This is a genomic window from Acinetobacter sp. AOR41_HL, from assembly GCF_027854645.1.
GTDB classification, from domain to species: domain Bacteria; phylum Pseudomonadota; class Gammaproteobacteria; order Pseudomonadales; family Moraxellaceae; genus Acinetobacter; species Acinetobacter nosocomialis.
On record NZ_JAKTHZ010000039.1, the window covers coordinates 1 to 17,291 of the forward strand.

Below are 17,291 nucleotides of genomic sequence, written 5' to 3' on the forward strand. Positions count from 1 at the left end.
AAAAAAGAAATCTTTATCTATTTAAATATGAATATTTGATATTTTTAATTCAATCCCTATTGCTAGTGCTTAAATATTATGCCAATATGAAGTTGGAAATATTTCCGAATAGATATTTCCTATTTCAGGTTTAAGCGTTTTTTTCGCTAAGTCCATTTCTGAATAAAAATAGGAAGTGGGCTTTTTTATTTTTAAATATTTCTGTATTATCAGTGTGTTGCTGTAGGTAACACTAAACCTTGTTGATCAGCGCAAATATCAAAAAGGGGAAGCTTGCCTAATAGCCAAGCTTTTTAAATTGATCAACTAAACACAATAATCCATTTCAAAGCTCATTAGAAAAATCAAACTTTCCTAGCTTTTATTCGTACTAATTTATTGAATCTAATCGTCTTTATAATTTTAAAAAATTCTTTAAACTAAAAATGGAAAATTTCTTGTTGCAACATTGTTATAATTGGACTACCTTAAGAAAAAATACTTTATAAAAATGAGGAGCTGCTGAAATGCCACAGTATCTCATGTTTGCGGAAAATGTTTATAACAAAATTAAAGATGAGGAATTATTTTCACATGACTGTATTGAAAATATGAACTTACTTATGACATGTATACGCAGAGAAATTAAGGGAACAGAATTTAAATTAAAATATAATTTTATTGATTTTGTTGAATTGTTTAGTAGACCATTAGATGAATGTAAAGTAAAAATAGATGTGAGTTTGATTCCTCCTCATAATTCAGAAGGTGAGTATATTTTATGGTTAGCTGGATTTATCGAAAAAATTACAGAAGGTGGACCTAAACCACCTCCGCCTATAAAGAAATTTATTCCAGAGTATATGAGCTTCAAATCTGAATTAGATTTTTTACCCTTAAATGAGGAAAAAATTCAAAACGAAGGTAAAGAAATTACGGATTACTTTAATTCAAAGCTTTATAAGGCAACTTTTAAGAAGTAATACTATATTGCCTGTGAGTTTAGCCACCGCCTTAGGGCGGTTTTTTTATGGGTGAGAATAATGGATTCTACAGAATACTTTTGGCTTACTCGGAAAAAAGAACCTAAAACTAAACCTAAAAGCCGGCCATTGCCTAAGGCGAAGCAAAAATATCTCGAGGCTGAGGCAACACTTAAGGAAGAACTTGAGGATTTGGCGATTGGTTTTGAAAGTAAGTTTCAACCGATCCATACCAAACACTGGCGCTTTGATTTTCATATTGTGAAATTGCGTTTGCTCATTGAAATTGAGGGTGGGCCCTGGTCTGGTGGACGTGGTGGAAAGCTGGCAAATAAAGCATGGAGTCTTGATCGATATGATCAAGCTGAAGAGATGGGTTATAAAATAGAGCGCTTTCATCCAGATTCTATTTTGTCGGGATATGTCATCAACTGGATAAAAAGTGAATTAGCGAGAATTGAAGATGGAGCAAATAAGACCATTTCCACCGACTGATTTTATTGATCAAGCAGATGAAGAAGAAGCAATTAGACTAACACCAGCACCAGATCTAAAAAAATGGGTTGTTGCTAATTACTTAACTATTGGTGGACCTCTTTATAACCCCGATCATGATCACATAGGTGAACTGCTTCACGATAATGAAGAATTTTTAGCATTCGCGTGGGCCTCTTCTGCATATAAAAGCAAGCAAGCTATGGTGTTGGGCCAGTGCGAAAAAGTCATGTTCAATGTCGGTGGCTGGCGTAAAGCTCGACAAGAGCAACAGATGCGAGACTGGTTCGGCTTTGTGCCAACTTACTTAATAACTGTCGACGCTTCTTTTTGTGAGCGTGCAAATGATACAGAGTTCTGTTACTTGCTTGAACATGAGCTTTATCACATTGGAGTGATGAGAGACGAGGACGGAGAAATTGTTTATAGCGATAGTTCTGGTCTTCCTAAGCACTATCTTGCAGGTCATGACGTTGAAGAGTTTATTGGCGTAGTTAAACGTTATGGCCCAAGCAAAAATGTTAAGCGACTTATTGAAGTCGCAAAGAATCCGCCGTTTGTTTCGGATCTAGAAATTTCAAGATGCTGCGGAAACTGCGTAATCAACTGAGCCTTAAGGCTCTTTTTTTTGACCTGTTTGCTGTACGTAGCTGTACGAAGGGGAATTTATGGCAGCACTAAAAGAGCCTGTGAAAATATTTATTGTTCAAGCTCTTGCATGCCGTGATACCCCTCAAGAAGTGGTTGAACAGGTCAAGCAAGAGTTTGGAGTTGATATTAGTCGTAGCCAATGCGAATGCTATGACCCAACGAAATATTCGGGCAGAAACTTAAGCAAGAAATTTGTTGAGCTTTTTGAATCGACCAGAGAGAAATTTGATGAAGGTTTAATTGATATTCCAATTGCTAATAAGTACTACCGTCTAAAGCAATATCAAAGACAGCTTGATAGAACTAGAAACGTTAAAACAGCGCTAAAAATTCTAGAACAGGCAGCAAAAGATATTGGAGGTCAGTTTACTAACCGCCAAGAAATAACAGGCAAGGACGGCGGACCATTACAAACGGTTAATTCAGATGTGCCAGTTCCAATGGAAGAGTATTTAAAAGCGCGGAGAGAGGTCTTAGATGAGTACTGATGCGGCTCGGGATAAAGCCATCAGGATCGAGGCGCAAGAAGATTTATATTTCTTCACAAGGTACATGTTTAAGGAGCGCCGTGGTTATAAATGGATGCAGAACTGGCACCACTTAGAAATCTGTGAAGCTTTGATGAAAGTTTATCGCGGTGAAACTAAGCGGTTAATTATTAACGTTCCACCACGCTATTCTAAAACAGAAATTGCTGTAATTAATTTCATGTCATGGTGTTTCGGTAAAAATCCAGACTCGGAATTTATTCATATCAGTTATTCGGCAATGCTTGCTGCTAATAATGCGTTTCAAGTAAGGACACTGGTACAAGAGGAAGCCTATAAGAAAGTCTTTCCTGACTTTACATTACGAGAAGATAGTAAGGCTAAAGACTTCTGGCGAACTTCTGAAGGTGGTGTCTGCTATGCAACTGGTACAGGCGGTACCATTACTGGATTTGGTGCGGGAAAACTTCGTAAAGGCTTCGGTGGCTGCATTATTATTGATGACCCGCATAAAGCTCATGAAGCATCTTCTAAAACAATTCGTGAAGGTGTGATTGATTGGTTTCAAAACACCCTCGAGTCACGTACAAACTCACCAGATACACCGATTATCGTCATTATGCAGCGCTTGCATGAGGATGATTTAGCGGGCTGGTTATTGGGAGATAGAAAGGAAGGCGTTCCTATAGCTGGTGGTAACGGTGAAGTATGGGAGCATCTATGTCTTTCAGCTATTCAAGAAGATGGATCTGCATTGTGGCCAGCAAAACACAATATTCAAAAATTGAGGCTAATGGAGCAAGCCGCACCGTATGTATTTGCCGGGCAATACCGTCAAATGCCATCACCGCCAGCAGGCGGTTTTTTTAAGCCTGATAATATTCAAATTGTTGATGCTTTACCTGCGGATGTAATGAAGCAAGTCCGAGCATGGGACTTTGGTGCAACTGAGAATGAAGGTGACTTTACAGTGGGCGTAAGAGAAGCTCTCGGTGCAGATGGCTTTACTTATATTGTTGATGTAACTAGAGGACAGCTTGGTCCAGACAATGTAAATAAGCGCTTAGAACAAACGGCAAAGCTTGATGGGAAAAAAGTTTCTGTACGTCTACCACAAGATCCCGGTCAAGCAGGTAAATCACAAGCTAATTCTTTTGTGAAACTGCTTGCCGGTTATAGCGTAATAGCCAAACCAATTTCAGGAGACAAGCTCACACGAGCTCAACCATTTGCTGCTCAAGTTAATGTAGGAAATGTACGAATGCTAAAAGGTGATTGGAATAAAGAATTTCTTGATGAGCTTCGTCATTTTCCAAATGGTACTCATGACGACCAGGTTGATGCAGGATCTGATGCATTTAATGAATTACATGAAGGTTTTGAAGCCTTCTTTGCCAAAATGGGATTTGCTCGATGAGTGATGTAACTTTTAAGCATGCAGAGTATGTAAAAAACGTAGGACTCTGGCAAAAAATTGATGATGTATGTGATGGTGAGGATGCTGTAAAAGAAAAGCGTGAGAAGTACTTACCGAAACCTAACGCACATGACAAAACACCAGAAAATGATGCAGCTTACTCTTCTTACCTGACACGTGCCGTGTTTTATGAGGTAACAGGAACCACGTTAAATAGCTTGGTGGGAGCAGCATTTGCAACGGATCCAAGTTTTAAGTTTATTCCTGAATTGGAACATTTAGAGCGAAATGCTAATGGTGCTGGTTTAAGTGCATATCAATTGGCTCAGACTGGGATCCGGCATTTATTGAAGCACTATCGTTGTGCTCTATACGTGGACTATCCAGACGTAATTCCGGCCAGAAATTTAAAGGAATATAAAGAGCAAAATTTTTATCCCATGATTCACTTATTGAATGCAGTTGATGTTATTAACTGGGATTCAATGATGGTTGGGAACCAGAAAAAACTCTGTTTAGTTGTTATCCGTGAGGTTGTTTCTACCCGTGGAGGTGATGGATTCAGTAAAGAGGATCGTGAACAATTCAGAGTTTTGCGTTTAGAGCTAAATGAAAATGGTGATTTTGCTTATTCTGTTCAGATTTATACCAAAAATGACAAGGGAGAATATGAAGGCGGACCAAAAAAAATTCCAACTGATTACAGTGGTAAAACTTGGTCTTATATTCCATTCACTTTTGTCGGTGCGGTAGATAATTCTGAAGAAATTAAGAAGCCTCCATTACTTGCATTAACAAATCTAAATTTAGCTCATTATCGTGACAGTGCGGACTTCCAAGAGTCCGTTTTTTATATGGGACAACCACAATATTATGTGAGCGGAGTAAGCTGGCAATGGTTTGATGAGGCAAAAGCTCGAGGCATTTATGTTGGCGCTAAGGTTCTTTTACCTTTACCTGAAAATGGCAAAATTGGGATCGAACAAGCTAATCCTAACACTTTGGCGCGTGAGGCAATGAAAGATAAGTGGAGCCAAATGAAAGAATTAGGCGCACGCTTAATTGAAAAGGGTTCTGCTGCCAAAACAGCTACTGAAGCAAACAATGATGATGCTGTGCAGCATTCTGTTCTATCGCTATGTGTAGTGAACATGAATGAAGCGTTATCAATGGCTTTGCGATGGTGTGCCAAATACGTAATCGCAAATGTTGATGTTCTGACTAAAGATGAACTCATGTTCGAAATTAGCCAAGAGTTCAACAAACAAGGATATCTTGCTGAGCTTGCCCGTCAGTTATATGAAGCAGCCCTTCAGGGCCGTTCTTCGTTTAAATCTTGGTGGGAATACAACCAGACAGGAATGTTCCCAAAACAAAAATATGAAGAAGAGCTAGTTAATGTCGAATCCGAAAAAGATGGGACAGTAAATCAATAGGTAATGTGAGATGGCGGCAGATATAAAGAATCTTTTTGAAGCTCTCACACAGCACCAGGCTTATCTTTATCGGGCTTCTTCAAAAACTGTAAATGAATTACTAGGCTTATTTAATGATGATACGAATGCAATGTTATCTAAGCTTCGTGATTTATTGGATGAGCTCAATGATTCAGAGAAAATTGCTTTAGCTGGAGGTAAATATACTACTGCTAGCCTCAGAGAAATTAAGGACTTAATAGATCAATGGTTTGTTAGTGTAAATACTAAATTACCCGAAGCATTTGCACTTTCAGCAACCGCTCTAGCTGTTTATGAAGCCAATTATATGGCTAAGTTATACGGTAGTAATATCAAAAAGCCTGAGGGTGAAAAGCTTTATTCTGCAGCTAAAAAGGTTCCTCTTACTGGCGGTGCGTTAGTAGACGACCTGCTTTCTAGAATAGCTGACAGTGCACGGCAAAAAGTTGAATACGCTATTCGTGATGGAATTAGCACAGGCAAAACCAATCAGGAAATTGTTCAGCGTATTCGTGGTACCAAACGGCTTAATTATGAGGATGGTATTTTAAATGGTACCAAGTCTGATATAGATCGTACGGTTAGAACAGTACGAAGCCATGTTGCCAATCAAGCCTATTTATCCAGCTATAACAAGATAGGTTTTGAATATGTCCGATTTGTTAGCGTTTTAGATGGTCGAACTTCTAAGTTATGCGCATCTCTTGATGGTTCAATTTGGGAAATAAGCGATCCTGCGAAACGCGTGCCGCCGTTGCATCCTCATTGCCGCAGCATTTTGGTGCCGGTCGAAAAAGATGGAGAGTTAAGTGGTCAACGTCCGTTTGTAATGGATGAGCGTCGAGTAAAGGACATTCCAAAAGATGAGAGAAGTCAATTAATTGGGCAGTTAGATGCAAATACCAATTTCAAAGAGTTTTTCAACAAAACAGATGAATTTTTCCAAAAAGAGTGGTTAGGGCCGAAGCGTTACCAGCTCTACAAGGAAGGTAAATTTGATTTTGATAAGTTCTTTGATCCTGAAGGGCGACTTTACACACTTGATCAACTTCGTAAGTTGGATGAACAGACATTTAAAGAGTTGGGATTATGAGTATTAGTCCAGAATTTATCTTTGTTTCAATTTTCGTTGTCTGTGGGTTTATCTACTGGCAAAGAAAAAAGCACATTAAAAATTACTTAAAGCGGAAACGCTAATTAAAATTTCAACCATAGCACCTTCAGGTGCTTTTTTTGTGAGTATGAAAATGACCATAGATGTAACAGAGCAAGAATTAGCTAAAAAATCCGTAGCGCCTCGAGTAACTAAAGCTCAAATTGATGCATTAATGAAGCGGGTGACATATACGGTCGAACAGCGCCCAGGTGGAACGACATCTACATTTGTTCATGCATTTCTAGATGGAAATTTTTTTCTAGCTACGGGATTTAGTGCGTGCGTGAATGCTGAAAACTTTGATGCTGAAATTGGTGAGCGTATGGCTCGTGGTAATGCAGAAAAACTCGCAGAAAATAAACTTTGGGAGCTAGAAGGATACCGTTTATTTGCAACAAATATCTAAGTTATTAATCGAAATTTAGCGTCCTAAAGGGCGCTTTTTTATTGCTTGCTGAAAGCGGAAGCAAACAGCGAAACGAGTGGAAACTCAATAATTAATGGTGGAAACCTATGAAACTTAAAACAGTAACTATTGAAGGTAAGACTTACGCAGTAATCAATGAACATGGACATCCTGTTTATGTTCATGATGATGGGAAAGAAGTCGGTTTTGATGCACCACGTGCAATTTCGAAAATTGATGAGCTGGGGACTGAATCTAAAAACCATCGTCTTGCTAAAGAACAAGCTGAAGCAAGTTTAAAAGCATTTGAAGGGATTGATGATCCAGCTGCAGCCAAAAAGGCAATCGAAACTTTAAAAAACTTTGATGACAAGAAACTTGTTGATGCAGGTGAAGTCGAAAAGGTTAAAGCAGAAGCCATTAAAGCTGTTGAAGAAAAGTACGCACCGATTGTTAAGGAGCGTGATGACTTTCAAGCCCAACTGCATAACGAACTTATTGGCGGTGGTTTTGCTCGTTCTAAGTACATTCAAGACAACCTGTCTGTGCCTGCTGACATGATCCAAGCTCAATTCGGGAAAAATTTCAAAATCGAAGAAGGCAAAGTCATTGCATACGGTCCAGATGGACAAAAAATCTTTTCACGTGCACGACCAGGTGAAGTTGCTGATTTTGATGAGGCATTAGAAAGCTTGGTTGGTGGATATCAGTTCAAAGATTCAATCCTTAAGCCAAGCCAAGCTAGCGGGGGAGGTTTTCAAGGTAAAGGCGGTCAAGGTGGCGTAACTGCCAAATCATTAGCAGATTGCAAAACAGAAGCCGAAAAAATTGCATATCTCAAACAAGTCGGCGAGCAAAATTAATTTAGGAGAAATTCCCCATGCCTTTTGATTTACAGGTATTTAATAAACAAACTTATGTGTCAATGACAGAAACAGTGGCACAAGACGTTAATAAGTTTAACGAAGCCTCACAAGGGACTATTGTACTTCTCAATGAGCCTTTCAATGGCGACTTTGACTTAAAAGCTTCCTTTAAAGCCATTCAAGGTCTAGTTCGCCGTCGTAATGCTTATGGTAGTGGTACAGTTGCATCTAAGCGACTTGAACAAATGCTTGATGTCGCTGTGAAAGTTGCTGCGGGCACACCACCAATTGAATATGAAGTGCAGCAATATCATTGGATTCTTCAAAATCCAGAATTAGCAGCATTAACCATCGGTGAGCAACTTGGCAAAGCTAAAATTGCGGATATGTTGAATGCAGGTATTCTCGGTACCGTTTCTGCAATCTCAGGTAATACGGCAGCAGTAGAAGGTGACGGAATTGCTGATCCAAGCTTCCGCTTGCTAAATAAAGGTGCTGGACGAATGGGTGATCGTTCTGGAGCTTTACGCTCTTGGATCGTTCACTCAACAACTATTCACAATCTTTATGACAACGCCTTGGCTAACACTGAACGATTATTTAATTATGACGGTGTGAATGTAATTCGAGATCCATTCGGCCGCGTTTTTGTCATTACTGATTCGCCAGCTCTTGTTGGTGATAAAGCAGGTACACCTTACTTCAACTCTTTAGGCTTGGTCGAAGAAGCTATCGTAATTAAAGATAATAAAGACTTTAATGCGGAATTGGTGCCAACAACTGGTGGAGAAAATCTTAAGTATACATATCAAGGTGAGTGGACTTATGGCGTTGGTGTCAAAGGCTATGCATGGGATATGGCAAACGGCGGTAAATCTCCAAATGATGCCTCAATCGGTACGCCAACAAACTGGGATTTAATTGCTAGTTCAATTAAAGACACTGCTGGTGTTTTGGTAAAATCAAAATAAATTCTTAGCCCCTATTTAGGGGCTATTTTTTTGGAAAAATGAAATGAAAGCAAAATCAAAAAAAATCTATTTTACAAATGATTTTTCGGTTGTGAATGTAAACAAACTTCAAGGAGAAGGCTGGGTTTTAAGAAATGCGCGCTTAGCTGCTGCAGACACTTCAATCGAGCCAGCAGATGAATATGGTGGTGATGTTCCTCTTCACTATAAACGTTCATCTGGTACGCTTGCTAAAGTAGATGTCGCTGTGGGAATCACACCAGAGCTGCAAGAGGTCATTGATAATACAAAAGCAGAGTGTGAAAAAGTTGTTGAAGAAAACACTCAACTTAAACAGAAAATCGAAATTTTAGAACAAGCTAATGGTGATAGTTCAGAGTTAATTTCTGAAAATTCACGTTTGAAAGATGCTGTGGTGCAGGCAGGCATTGCCACCAAGGCAGCTGAAGAACAAGTGGTAAGCATCCAAGCTGAATTTGAAGCATTTAAAACTAACGTTCCAGCAATGCAAGCTCGAATCGCTGAAATTGAAGCGGGTGATTCTGTTATGGCCCAAGAAAATGAAACAGCAACCAATGATTATGAAAATTGGTCCAATGATCAATTAAAAGAGTTTTTAGCTAGTAAAAACATTGGCTATAAACCATCGGCAACTAAAGCAGAACTTCTTAAATTAATCCCGAAGGAATAATGATATGAGCTTTATCACTGTAGATGACGCAAATTCAATTTTGGGCAGTGACTTTGCACCGGACAGTGATAAAGCACGTCTGGTTAAGTTAGCAAACGTTTGGATGAAAAACCGAATAGGGTTTGTGCCTGAGCCTGTTGATCCACTTCTAAAAGACGCTGCTTGTGAAATTGTTAAGGGTATTGTTGCCAAGGTTGTTTATAACGGCAAAGAGCAGCAACTAAAACGAAAGAAAGTTAAAGCTGATTCGGTAGAGTCTGAAAAGGAATACCAGGACGGTTCCGTAGCCATTTCTAGTTATGAACAAATTGCAATTGATTATATTGATTCGCTTGATCTGAAAGATCCAAATGTAAGTTTTAATGGCTTTGGCATTCCACTTTACAGGGCATAAATTATGGGATTACGTGAAGAGCTTCAGGCTGATATTGCTGAAGCATTTAATGAAGACCTTGCCCACGCCGTTCATCCCTTTACTTGTGACCGGGTTTTAAGCACACAGTGGAATCCTAAAACGAATGCTTCTGAAAATGTAATTGAGCATTACGAAGGCCGTGGGGTTTTATTTGGGTCATATAACCAATATGAAATTTTGACACTTGGAGTATTGGCTACAGATAAAAAAGCTACTGTGCTGCAGAATGAAGTTACCAAAGAGCCAAAGATTGATGATGAATGGAGCACGGCGCAAGGTACATTTCGAATAATGCATATTAAACAAGACCCAATAAGTGCAAGTTGGAAATGTCAGCTTCGAAAAGTATAGGGGCTTAAATGATTAATCTTGATTATGTTCCTGAGTGGTATATCTCACCATTTCAGCATGTCAAATATGCACTTGCTAGAAATCAAATACATATGGATTTGCTATTTGAAGATATGGGTAATGCTGATCAATTTTTAGATATGGGGCAGATGCTCAGGTTAGTTCTTATTCAGATGGCGCATATGCAATTGTCCAAATTGGTGATACGGCAGATAAGGACCAAATTCAAGTTTATGGATTGCTTTTACACGAGTCTGTTCATATCTGGCAAATAGTAAAACGGCGAATGGGTGAGCGCGAGCCGAGTGTAGAGTTTGAAGCGTATTCAATTCAAGCAATCGCTCAAGACCTTTTTGAAATGTTTGAAGCAAGTGAGGTAAAACATGGGGTGGACGGGAGTAAAGCCGACTAGCTTTAGTTTTGAAGTTGAAAAGCAAGCAGATGAGCATGTAAAGAAAATCACTATGGATACAGTGCAATCACTCGTTGTTTCAAGTCCTGTTGATACAGGAGCTTATCGAGCTTCACATATTGTTTCTATTGGATCTGGCGACTACGGAGTGCGAGAGCCCACTACAAATGCTGTGCAAGATGCAGCGATTCAAGCCGTGAAATTTAAACTTGGTAGTTTGATCTATATTCAAAACAATAAGCCTTATGCAGAGCGTTTAGAAAATGGCTGGTCAGATCAAGCGCCGTTAGGCATCTACAGCACAACGTTTACTTACATTACTCAAAAGTACGGTGGCTAAAATGGAAATGACTTTAGAGGAAGCTAGACTTGCCATAGTAGACCGTATGGAGGCTTTTAAAGGTATTTCTCAAGAAAGAATTAAATATTCCAATCAGCCAGGCTTTACAGTTCCAACTAAAGGTTTGTGGTGTAGTTTGACAATTAAATGGGGGCCAAGTTACACAGTTGGTCTTGGTGATACCCCGTGTACACGTCGTACTGGTAATATCTTAATTCAGTGTTTTGCTCGACCTAATACGGGAGACCAGGAAATAACAATTCTAGGTGATGTTTTGCTTGCTCATTTTGAATACTACAGTGTTCAACATCTGAAATGCTGGAGTGGTCAATCGATTGATGCAGGTAAAGATGGAGATTTTGTGCAGCAGAATGTGACCATTGGATTTACAGTCAATTGATATGAAAGATAGTTACTTAAATTAAATCACACCGCCCAAAAGGCGGTTTTTTACGCCAAAAATTTAACGGCCACCTTCGGGTGGCTTTTTTTATGCCAAGTTAGGAGTAATAAGCCATGTCGAGTGGTGCACGTCAGCTGACACAAATCGCAAGAGAAACAACGGTAGGTGTAACACCGACACCGTTTGCTCGGACAACTTTTGAATTTACAGAAAATACTCTGGATGCAACGGTAACTAAAGAAGAGTCGAAATCTATCTCAAGTGGTAGATTGTCTCGATCGTCAATGATAACCGGTGCTGATTTTGCAGGTGAAATCAAATTCGAAGCAAAATACAGTCAACTTGTACAAGATTTAATGGCCGCTGCAGCTTTTAATAGCTGGTCGTCTAATATTCTGACTTTTGGAGGATCACTCCGTCAAACTTTCACAGTTCTGCGTGGCTTTGAAGACGTGAATGATTTTCATGTTTTTCGAGGATGTCATGTTAGTTCTTTTAACATTGATATTCCTGAAGCTGGTCTAATTTCGATGTCTTTTGGCATTGCAGCATTGGGACGAACTAACTTTTCAGCACCTCCAGCTGGTGTAATTACTCCAGCAGATAATAATCCAAAAATGTCAAATGTGTCGGTAGGAGACATTCTTATTGATGGTGTTTCACAGGCTGGTATTTCATGTCTAACCGCTTTTTCATTGAAATGGGATAACACTATGAAAGTGCAAAAATGTCTGGGAAGTGGAATAAATCCAGGTGCAATTTTAGAAACACTTGCTGGTGGTACAGGTTCATTTTCTGCAGCATGGTCACGAAATACTTCAAACATGTACGAGAAACAATTCACCAATGCAACAATTTCTTTGAAAGTCCCAATTACTGACACGTTAGGGAATACTTACGAAATTTTTATTCCTAAAGCGGAAATTACTGCGCCATTACCGAGTGGAGGGAATAGCGATATTTTAAACTCATCGTTTGAATATAAAGTTGTTGAAGAAGACCCAACAATAACTCGTATTCCAGCACCGGCACCAAACCCAAATCCTTAATTTAATTTTACTGATAGCAGCCTTTATGGCTGCTTTTTTTTGGAGTAGAAAATGGCTTTAAAAGTAACCATTCAAACAAGCAAAACTGTCAGTAAATGGCGAGAATATACGGACACGGAAGGAAATGTACTAGCTGAATTTAAAATACGCGGATCTGGATATAAACCGTATCAAGTAGCACTAGAGCGTGCGAATAATCAGATTACCTCAAAAGGTTTTGATGTCAGTAAGGCTGGTAAAGATGACAAGCTTTATCATGAATTGCTTCTCGAAGCTGCTGCATGTCATCTAATAGAAGACTGGAAAGGCGTAGTTTTTGAAGAAAAGATTGACGGTGGTGAAGTGGTTGAAACCGAACCGGAGTATTCATTTGAAAATGCGACGAAGCTTCTTAACATGGGCGATATTGGCATTTCAATTTGGCTATACGTAAAGCAAGAAGCTGAAGATATCCAGAAAGAAGCTGATTCATATAAGGATGAAGTCGTGGGAAAGTCCTCCAACTCTACAACTGGTGCAAGTTCAACTCAGAAGAAGAAGCGAGCGACTACAACGCGAAGCAGACAGCGATCGCAAAAGCCTTAAATCTTCAAAATGCTAAGGTCATAGAGAAACCCGAGTATTCATATACTTCAAATGCGATTATCTCTGCGTACAATGTTATTTCTCGATCAAGACGATATGAGCAGGGTATTCCGCTATCTTTGGATATTTCGGCCATTTCTGCATACTGCGAGCACTATGAATTGCCAGTAGAAAGAGACATCTTTAATAATTGTATTTTTTCTCTAGACAATATGTTCTTAGATGAAACGCATAAGAAGGCAAATGAAGGTCGGCAACTAAAATAATTTGATTGTTGCTATTTAATTGACCAACAACAAAATTTTAAACATACTACCCTGTATATATAGAATGTAAGCGACAGGTGAAGTCGCACGGATTTTAATTATATGGGGTGGTTGTGGATAATATAGAATTATTGCCTAGTGATGATGAAGCTATGCTAACCGTTAATATTAAGAATAAAGCCCCAGTTGACTTAATCGACTTCGCCCAAAGTATGATTAGTTTAGGTGCTGAGTATTCAGACTATATTGCGGAGACAAATAATCATTTAGTTTCTGATGAAATCAAACTTTATATTAAAGAAATTAGACCCGGTTCCATAATTACTGAACTTGTTGCTCTTGCACCAGCTCTTATGCCATTTGCTGAACATGCAAATACAGTAATTGACTTTACGAGCCATATAAAGGCGTGTATTGAGTTTTTAAAGGGTTCTGGTAACAAACCAGATAATCTCGACAAACAAACATTAAATAGGGTTTCTAAGTTTGTAGAGCCAATTGCAAAAGATAGTGGATCAATTTTACAAGTTGATGCTTCAAATAATAAGGGAACTATTACAATCAACATTAATAGTTTGGAGGCTAATGCTATTCAAAATAAGGCATCTAAAGAAATAGAAAAACTAAAGGAGCCAATAGTTGGATTGCATACTAAAGTTGTTCTCTATTGGACACAAACTCGAGCTGATAATCGAAAAGGTTATAAAGGTGTAATAGAAAGCATCTCAGATAAAGAAGTTAAAGTTCTATTTGATAATGACGATATTCAACATGAAATGATTCATGGAGAAGATCAGATATATGAAAAAGCTTATTTGGTAGACGTCAATGTTGAAACAATAAAGGATCAGCCAGCAGCTTATAAGATTATCAAGTTTCACGAACCAATTGATTTGCCAGAATAGGTTAGTCTGAAAAAACCTGCTAAGAGCCGTTAGTCATTGTGGTTTTTATTGCGTCATCATTAACCACTTGTTAAATTACATAAACTTTATAACAAATAGTGAAGTATATGAGAAATATTATTGCATGTTTTTTAATAGTGTATTGCCCATTAGTTAGCGCAGAAATACCTTTTGGTCTTAAAGCAGGAATGTCTTTAAATGAGATAAAGAAATTTGATTCTAAGCCGATAGAGATGGGTAATGGAAATTTTATTATTAAAAATGTGCCAAAGCCATATGTTGGTTTTAATGATTATATTGTAAAAGTTTCACCAACGATCGGTTTGTGCAAGGTTGTAGGCTGGGGAAAACCAGTAAAAACAAGTGTATATGGTGACAGTCTATCTTCTGAATTTGATTCAGTTAAGGGTGGTTTAACTGCAAAATATGGTGCTCCAAATGGAGATTATAACTTCCTGAGATCAAAAAGCATCTGGAATCAACCAAATGAATGGATGATGGGGTTGTATAAGGAGGAGCGAACTTTAGCTGCTACTTGGGAGCCAGAAGAACCAAATGGTGTTAAAAACATCATTTTAAAAGCAAAAGCAAAAAGTACTAACGAAGGTTATATTACAGTTGCATATGAGTTTTTTAATACGGAATCTTGCTATAAAGAACAAAAAGTAAAAGACATAAGTGGATTATAAATATGCAAATTAAAAAGCACCCTAGGGTGCTTTAATTAAATGGAAATTATATTGAATTACTTACCTTTTTTCTTATTGATATTTAGATAATTCTTATTTGGGTCATGTTGGTCTGCAGAACTTCCATTTGAAGAAGACGAAATGCAAGCATAAAGTTAACAAGAACCGCCGAAAGGCGGTTTTTTCTTTATGTGACATTTAATGATCAGTTTTTTAAATTACTCCTAAACAAGGGGTAATTTATGAAAAAGTTTTATTTATTTACACTCATGCTTACATTGATAGGTACGGTTCAAGCCAAACCATTGGAAATAATGGAAATAAAGAAAAGGTGTAGTTCATATACAGAGCTAGCATTGATTTATTGGGATAATTATTTCAATGGTCAAAGTCGAGAGGATCAATATAATTTAGTCGAAGAAAGAATCCATGATGAAGTGGGGATTGTTTTTAGTAAGAAATTAATAGACTTTGCTTACGACTTTATAACCTTTCCTGTTAATGAATGAGAAAGAAAAACATACAGGGAGGATTATTCAACAATGTTTTTAAATGAATGTATAAAAGACTATGAAGCATCTAATCAAATTTTGAAATCATATTTAAACACCTTTGGATGATTTTTAATAACTATCTTCTCGTAATTTGTTTTTGTGTGTAAGATATAACTTATAAACAATTAATTTTAATAAATTTATATTTTGATGGGGTGTAATATGTTTGGAAAGCTTACAGATAAGATGTGGGTGTTGAATGATGTCTTTGAAGAATATCCAAGAGTTTTCTATCTATCAGTAATTTATATGGTGCTGATAGTTGGGAGCATGATTATTTATTTTCCAGTATTAAAATCGTTAGTAAATTTTGAAATGTTCTTTAATTATCCATTCCGCGAAGTAATTATTAGCAATTTTGACACACTCCGTTGGGGAGTGGTTGTTTTACCACTAGTAATTGGCTTTCACGCTTTTTTTGATGTAATTGGGCTGCATGATCGTCTAAAAAAGAGAAAGTACGGAAGATGAGAAATCCAACTTTTTTATCTTCTTGTTTATTGATCTCTTTGACTTTTATTGGTTGTTCCAAAGGAGTTGAAATTAAACCACTTCCTCCTTCAGTGGAAGAGGAGTATCTAACTTCAAAACATGAAATAGATAAGATGCTTGATGCATTAAATAATCATGATGTACCAAATGATGAGAAGCGAAAGATATTGTGTAAGACATATCCTGAAGTCTACAAAAATCATTATATGCCAGCACTACTGAAGCTTTCTCCACATCAATATTCAGAAGAAGTGCTTTTGAGAGATTTTGAGGCTGTGATTAAATTTTATAAACATGCTTGGTCTATTAAATGTATTTAATGCTTTAAAAAATCATGAAGGTTGATGGGTAGTTTTTAAAACTCTGAACTGTTAAATTTTACCCATTAATTTAGATGGAAATTTTCATGAGAAAGATAACTTTAATGGTTTTGCTTTACTTACCTATACTAGCATTAGCAAAACCGGATCAGCCTGTAAGTGATAATGTACATGAGCAAAACTGTAGGAATATAATGGAAATTGCAAATGTAATTATGCAACAAAAGCAGAATGGCGCGCCTTTAATACAGGCATTGAAAGCAAATGATTATGCCTTAAAAAATAATCCCAATAAAAATATGCAAAAGGTAACTAACTTAATTATTCGCGATGCTTATGAGCAACCAAGTTATTCAACACCTTCAATAAAACAAGAGCAGTTAAATGAATTCTCAGCTAAATATTATTTAGGTTGTATGGAAATGTATGAATAAATTAAGTATTCATTTATTGTTAGTAAATAGTTAAGGTTTATTCTTGGGTGTAAAAATGAAAAAAATTATTTTAATCAGTCTTGCCGCTTTGTTGACTGGTTGTGTTACTCCAGCAACCCAAATGATGAATAATAAATTTAATGAAATTATTCCAAATATGCCACAAACAAATGGAATTTGGACAACTTCAATTGGTCCTGGTTTATCTACAATCAAACTTGATAGAGATGGCTCTGGAGTACTTTGCGAAGATACTAGCGGCCATGTGTTTTTAAACAAGATTAAGTTTTTCAATAATACTATTTATGTCCAAAATGGTATGACTTTAGAAGTGAAGCGATTAGATAAAAATATATTAGAAGTTAGGACAACTCTGAGTGCTTCTAATTTGAATATGCTTTACAAAGCCGATTACGACCTTAAACAAGCGTCATTAAAGTGCGCTAAAGAAATGTAAGTTTATCCCTTCAATGACCCAGCTATGTGCTGGGTTTTTTATTGCTTGGAGAAAAGTGA

Annotated in this window: 24 protein-coding genes and 1 pseudogene; all 25 read left to right on the forward strand. The window is 37.5% G+C overall.

The features are described 5' to 3' along the window. Nucleotides 1-506 precede the first annotated feature (506 nt). On the forward strand, nucleotides 507-962 hold the full coding sequence (locus MKL35_RS15645; protein ID WP_270914066.1) for a hypothetical protein: 456 nt from the start codon (nucleotides 507-509) through the stop codon (nucleotides 960-962). Between the two features lie 60 nt (nucleotides 963-1,022). Continuing rightward, entirely contained in the window at nucleotides 1,023-1,457 is a 435-nt protein-coding gene (locus MKL35_RS15650) for a hypothetical protein (protein ID WP_114271427.1), read from the forward strand. Beyond that, nucleotides 1,426-2,067 (forward strand): putative metallopeptidase, encoded by a 642-nt coding sequence (locus tag MKL35_RS15655; protein ID WP_270914069.1) that lies wholly within the window; start codon nucleotides 1,426-1,428, stop codon nucleotides 2,065-2,067. The genes MKL35_RS15650 and MKL35_RS15655 overlap by 32 nt, the downstream gene beginning before the upstream one ends. A 58-nt stretch (nucleotides 2,068-2,125) precedes the next feature. Continuing rightward, nucleotides 2,126-2,596, forward strand: a complete 471-nt coding sequence (locus MKL35_RS15660) for a DUF2280 domain-containing protein (protein WP_002132557.1) — start codon at nucleotides 2,126-2,128, stop codon at nucleotides 2,594-2,596. Continuing rightward, a complete protein-coding gene (terL, locus tag MKL35_RS15665; RefSeq protein ID WP_270914072.1) occupies nucleotides 2,586-4,013 on the forward strand; it encodes a phage terminase large subunit in 1,428 nt (475 codons plus the stop codon). The genes MKL35_RS15660 and terL overlap by 11 nt, the downstream gene beginning before the upstream one ends. Continuing rightward, nucleotides 4,010-5,449 carry a DUF4055 domain-containing protein gene (locus MKL35_RS15670; protein WP_270914074.1) on the forward strand — a complete coding sequence of 480 codons (1,440 nt, stop codon included), beginning with the start codon at nucleotides 4,010-4,012 and terminating at the stop codon, nucleotides 5,447-5,449. Before terL ends, MKL35_RS15670 begins: the two co-directional genes overlap by 4 nt. Before the next feature lie 10 nt (nucleotides 5,450-5,459). Next, entirely contained in the window at nucleotides 5,460-6,563 is a 1,104-nt protein-coding gene (locus MKL35_RS15675) for a minor capsid protein (protein ID WP_151741623.1), read from the forward strand. Nucleotides 6,564-6,717: 154 nt separating this feature from the next. Then, nucleotides 6,718-7,032, forward strand: coding sequence for a Gp49 family protein (locus tag MKL35_RS15680; protein ID WP_151741636.1), 315 nt, complete (start codon nucleotides 6,718-6,720; stop codon nucleotides 7,030-7,032). A 107-nt stretch (nucleotides 7,033-7,139) separates the two neighbouring features. Further along, on the forward strand, nucleotides 7,140-7,895 hold the full coding sequence (locus MKL35_RS15685) for a DUF6651 domain-containing protein (protein ID WP_151741622.1): 756 nt from the start codon (nucleotides 7,140-7,142) through the stop codon (nucleotides 7,893-7,895). A 17-nt stretch (nucleotides 7,896-7,912) separates the two neighbouring features. Next, nucleotides 7,913-8,869 carry a major capsid protein gene (locus tag MKL35_RS15690; RefSeq protein ID WP_151741621.1) on the forward strand — a complete coding sequence of 319 codons (957 nt, stop codon included), beginning with the start codon at nucleotides 7,913-7,915 and terminating at the stop codon, nucleotides 8,867-8,869. Between the two features lie 43 nt (nucleotides 8,870-8,912). After that, nucleotides 8,913-9,560 (forward strand): Ish1 domain-containing protein, encoded by a 648-nt coding sequence (locus MKL35_RS15695; RefSeq protein ID WP_151741620.1) that lies wholly within the window; start codon nucleotides 8,913-8,915, stop codon nucleotides 9,558-9,560. Between the two features lie 4 nt (nucleotides 9,561-9,564). Next, a complete protein-coding gene (locus tag MKL35_RS15700; protein ID WP_151741619.1) occupies nucleotides 9,565-9,954 on the forward strand; it encodes a hypothetical protein in 390 nt (129 codons plus the stop codon). A gap of 3 nt (nucleotides 9,955-9,957) precedes the next feature. Further along, on the forward strand, nucleotides 9,958-10,326 hold the full coding sequence (locus tag MKL35_RS15705; protein ID WP_151741618.1) for a glutamate 5-kinase: 369 nt from the start codon (nucleotides 9,958-9,960) through the stop codon (nucleotides 10,324-10,326). A gap of 8 nt (nucleotides 10,327-10,334) precedes the next feature. Then, nucleotides 10,335-10,738: pseudogene (locus tag MKL35_RS15710) on the forward strand (hypothetical protein). After that, nucleotides 10,710-11,078: an HK97 gp10 family phage protein gene (locus MKL35_RS15715; protein ID WP_270914080.1), complete on the forward strand. Its 369-nt coding sequence runs from the start codon at nucleotides 10,710-10,712 to the stop codon at nucleotides 11,076-11,078. Before MKL35_RS15710 ends, MKL35_RS15715 begins: the two are co-directional and overlap by 29 nt. Nucleotide 11,079: 1 nt before the next feature. Continuing rightward, a complete protein-coding gene (locus MKL35_RS15720; RefSeq protein WP_049065463.1) occupies nucleotides 11,080-11,478 on the forward strand; it encodes a hypothetical protein in 399 nt (132 codons plus the stop codon). Nucleotides 11,479-11,594: 116 nt separating this feature from the next. After that, the gene (locus MKL35_RS15725; protein WP_270914082.1) at nucleotides 11,595-12,530 is read left to right on the forward strand and encodes a phage tail tube protein; all 936 of its coding nucleotides are present in this window, start codon (nucleotides 11,595-11,597) and stop codon (nucleotides 12,528-12,530) included. A gap of 51 nt (nucleotides 12,531-12,581) precedes the next feature. After that, complete coding sequence (locus MKL35_RS15730) at nucleotides 12,582-13,115, forward strand: hypothetical protein (RefSeq protein WP_270914084.1); 534 nt, start codon at nucleotides 12,582-12,584, stop codon at nucleotides 13,113-13,115. A 379-nt stretch (nucleotides 13,116-13,494) separates the two neighbouring features. Further along, complete coding sequence (locus tag MKL35_RS15735) at nucleotides 13,495-14,286, forward strand: hypothetical protein (RefSeq protein ID WP_038405624.1); 792 nt, start codon at nucleotides 13,495-13,497, stop codon at nucleotides 14,284-14,286. Between the two features lie 107 nt (nucleotides 14,287-14,393). After that, nucleotides 14,394-14,975 carry a hypothetical protein gene (locus tag MKL35_RS15740; protein ID WP_038405623.1) on the forward strand — a complete coding sequence of 194 codons (582 nt, stop codon included), beginning with the start codon at nucleotides 14,394-14,396 and terminating at the stop codon, nucleotides 14,973-14,975. Between the two features lie 242 nt (nucleotides 14,976-15,217). Continuing rightward, nucleotides 15,218-15,484, forward strand: a complete 267-nt coding sequence (locus MKL35_RS15745; RefSeq protein WP_086223778.1) for a hypothetical protein — start codon at nucleotides 15,218-15,220, stop codon at nucleotides 15,482-15,484. Nucleotides 15,485-15,691: 207 nt separating this feature from the next. Continuing rightward, complete coding sequence (locus tag MKL35_RS15750; protein WP_270914087.1) at nucleotides 15,692-16,000, forward strand: hypothetical protein; 309 nt, start codon at nucleotides 15,692-15,694, stop codon at nucleotides 15,998-16,000. After that, nucleotides 15,997-16,341: a hypothetical protein gene (locus tag MKL35_RS15755; protein ID WP_270914089.1), complete on the forward strand. Its 345-nt coding sequence runs from the start codon at nucleotides 15,997-15,999 to the stop codon at nucleotides 16,339-16,341. The genes MKL35_RS15750 and MKL35_RS15755 overlap by 4 nt, the downstream gene beginning before the upstream one ends. Before the next feature lie 86 nt (nucleotides 16,342-16,427). Then, entirely contained in the window at nucleotides 16,428-16,775 is a 348-nt protein-coding gene (locus MKL35_RS15760; RefSeq protein ID WP_025465642.1) for a hypothetical protein, read from the forward strand. A 55-nt stretch (nucleotides 16,776-16,830) separates the two neighbouring features. Continuing rightward, complete coding sequence (locus MKL35_RS15765) at nucleotides 16,831-17,232, forward strand: J517_1871 family lipoprotein (protein WP_240286025.1); 402 nt, start codon at nucleotides 16,831-16,833, stop codon at nucleotides 17,230-17,232. The last annotated feature ends 59 nt before the right edge of the window (nucleotides 17,233-17,291 follow it).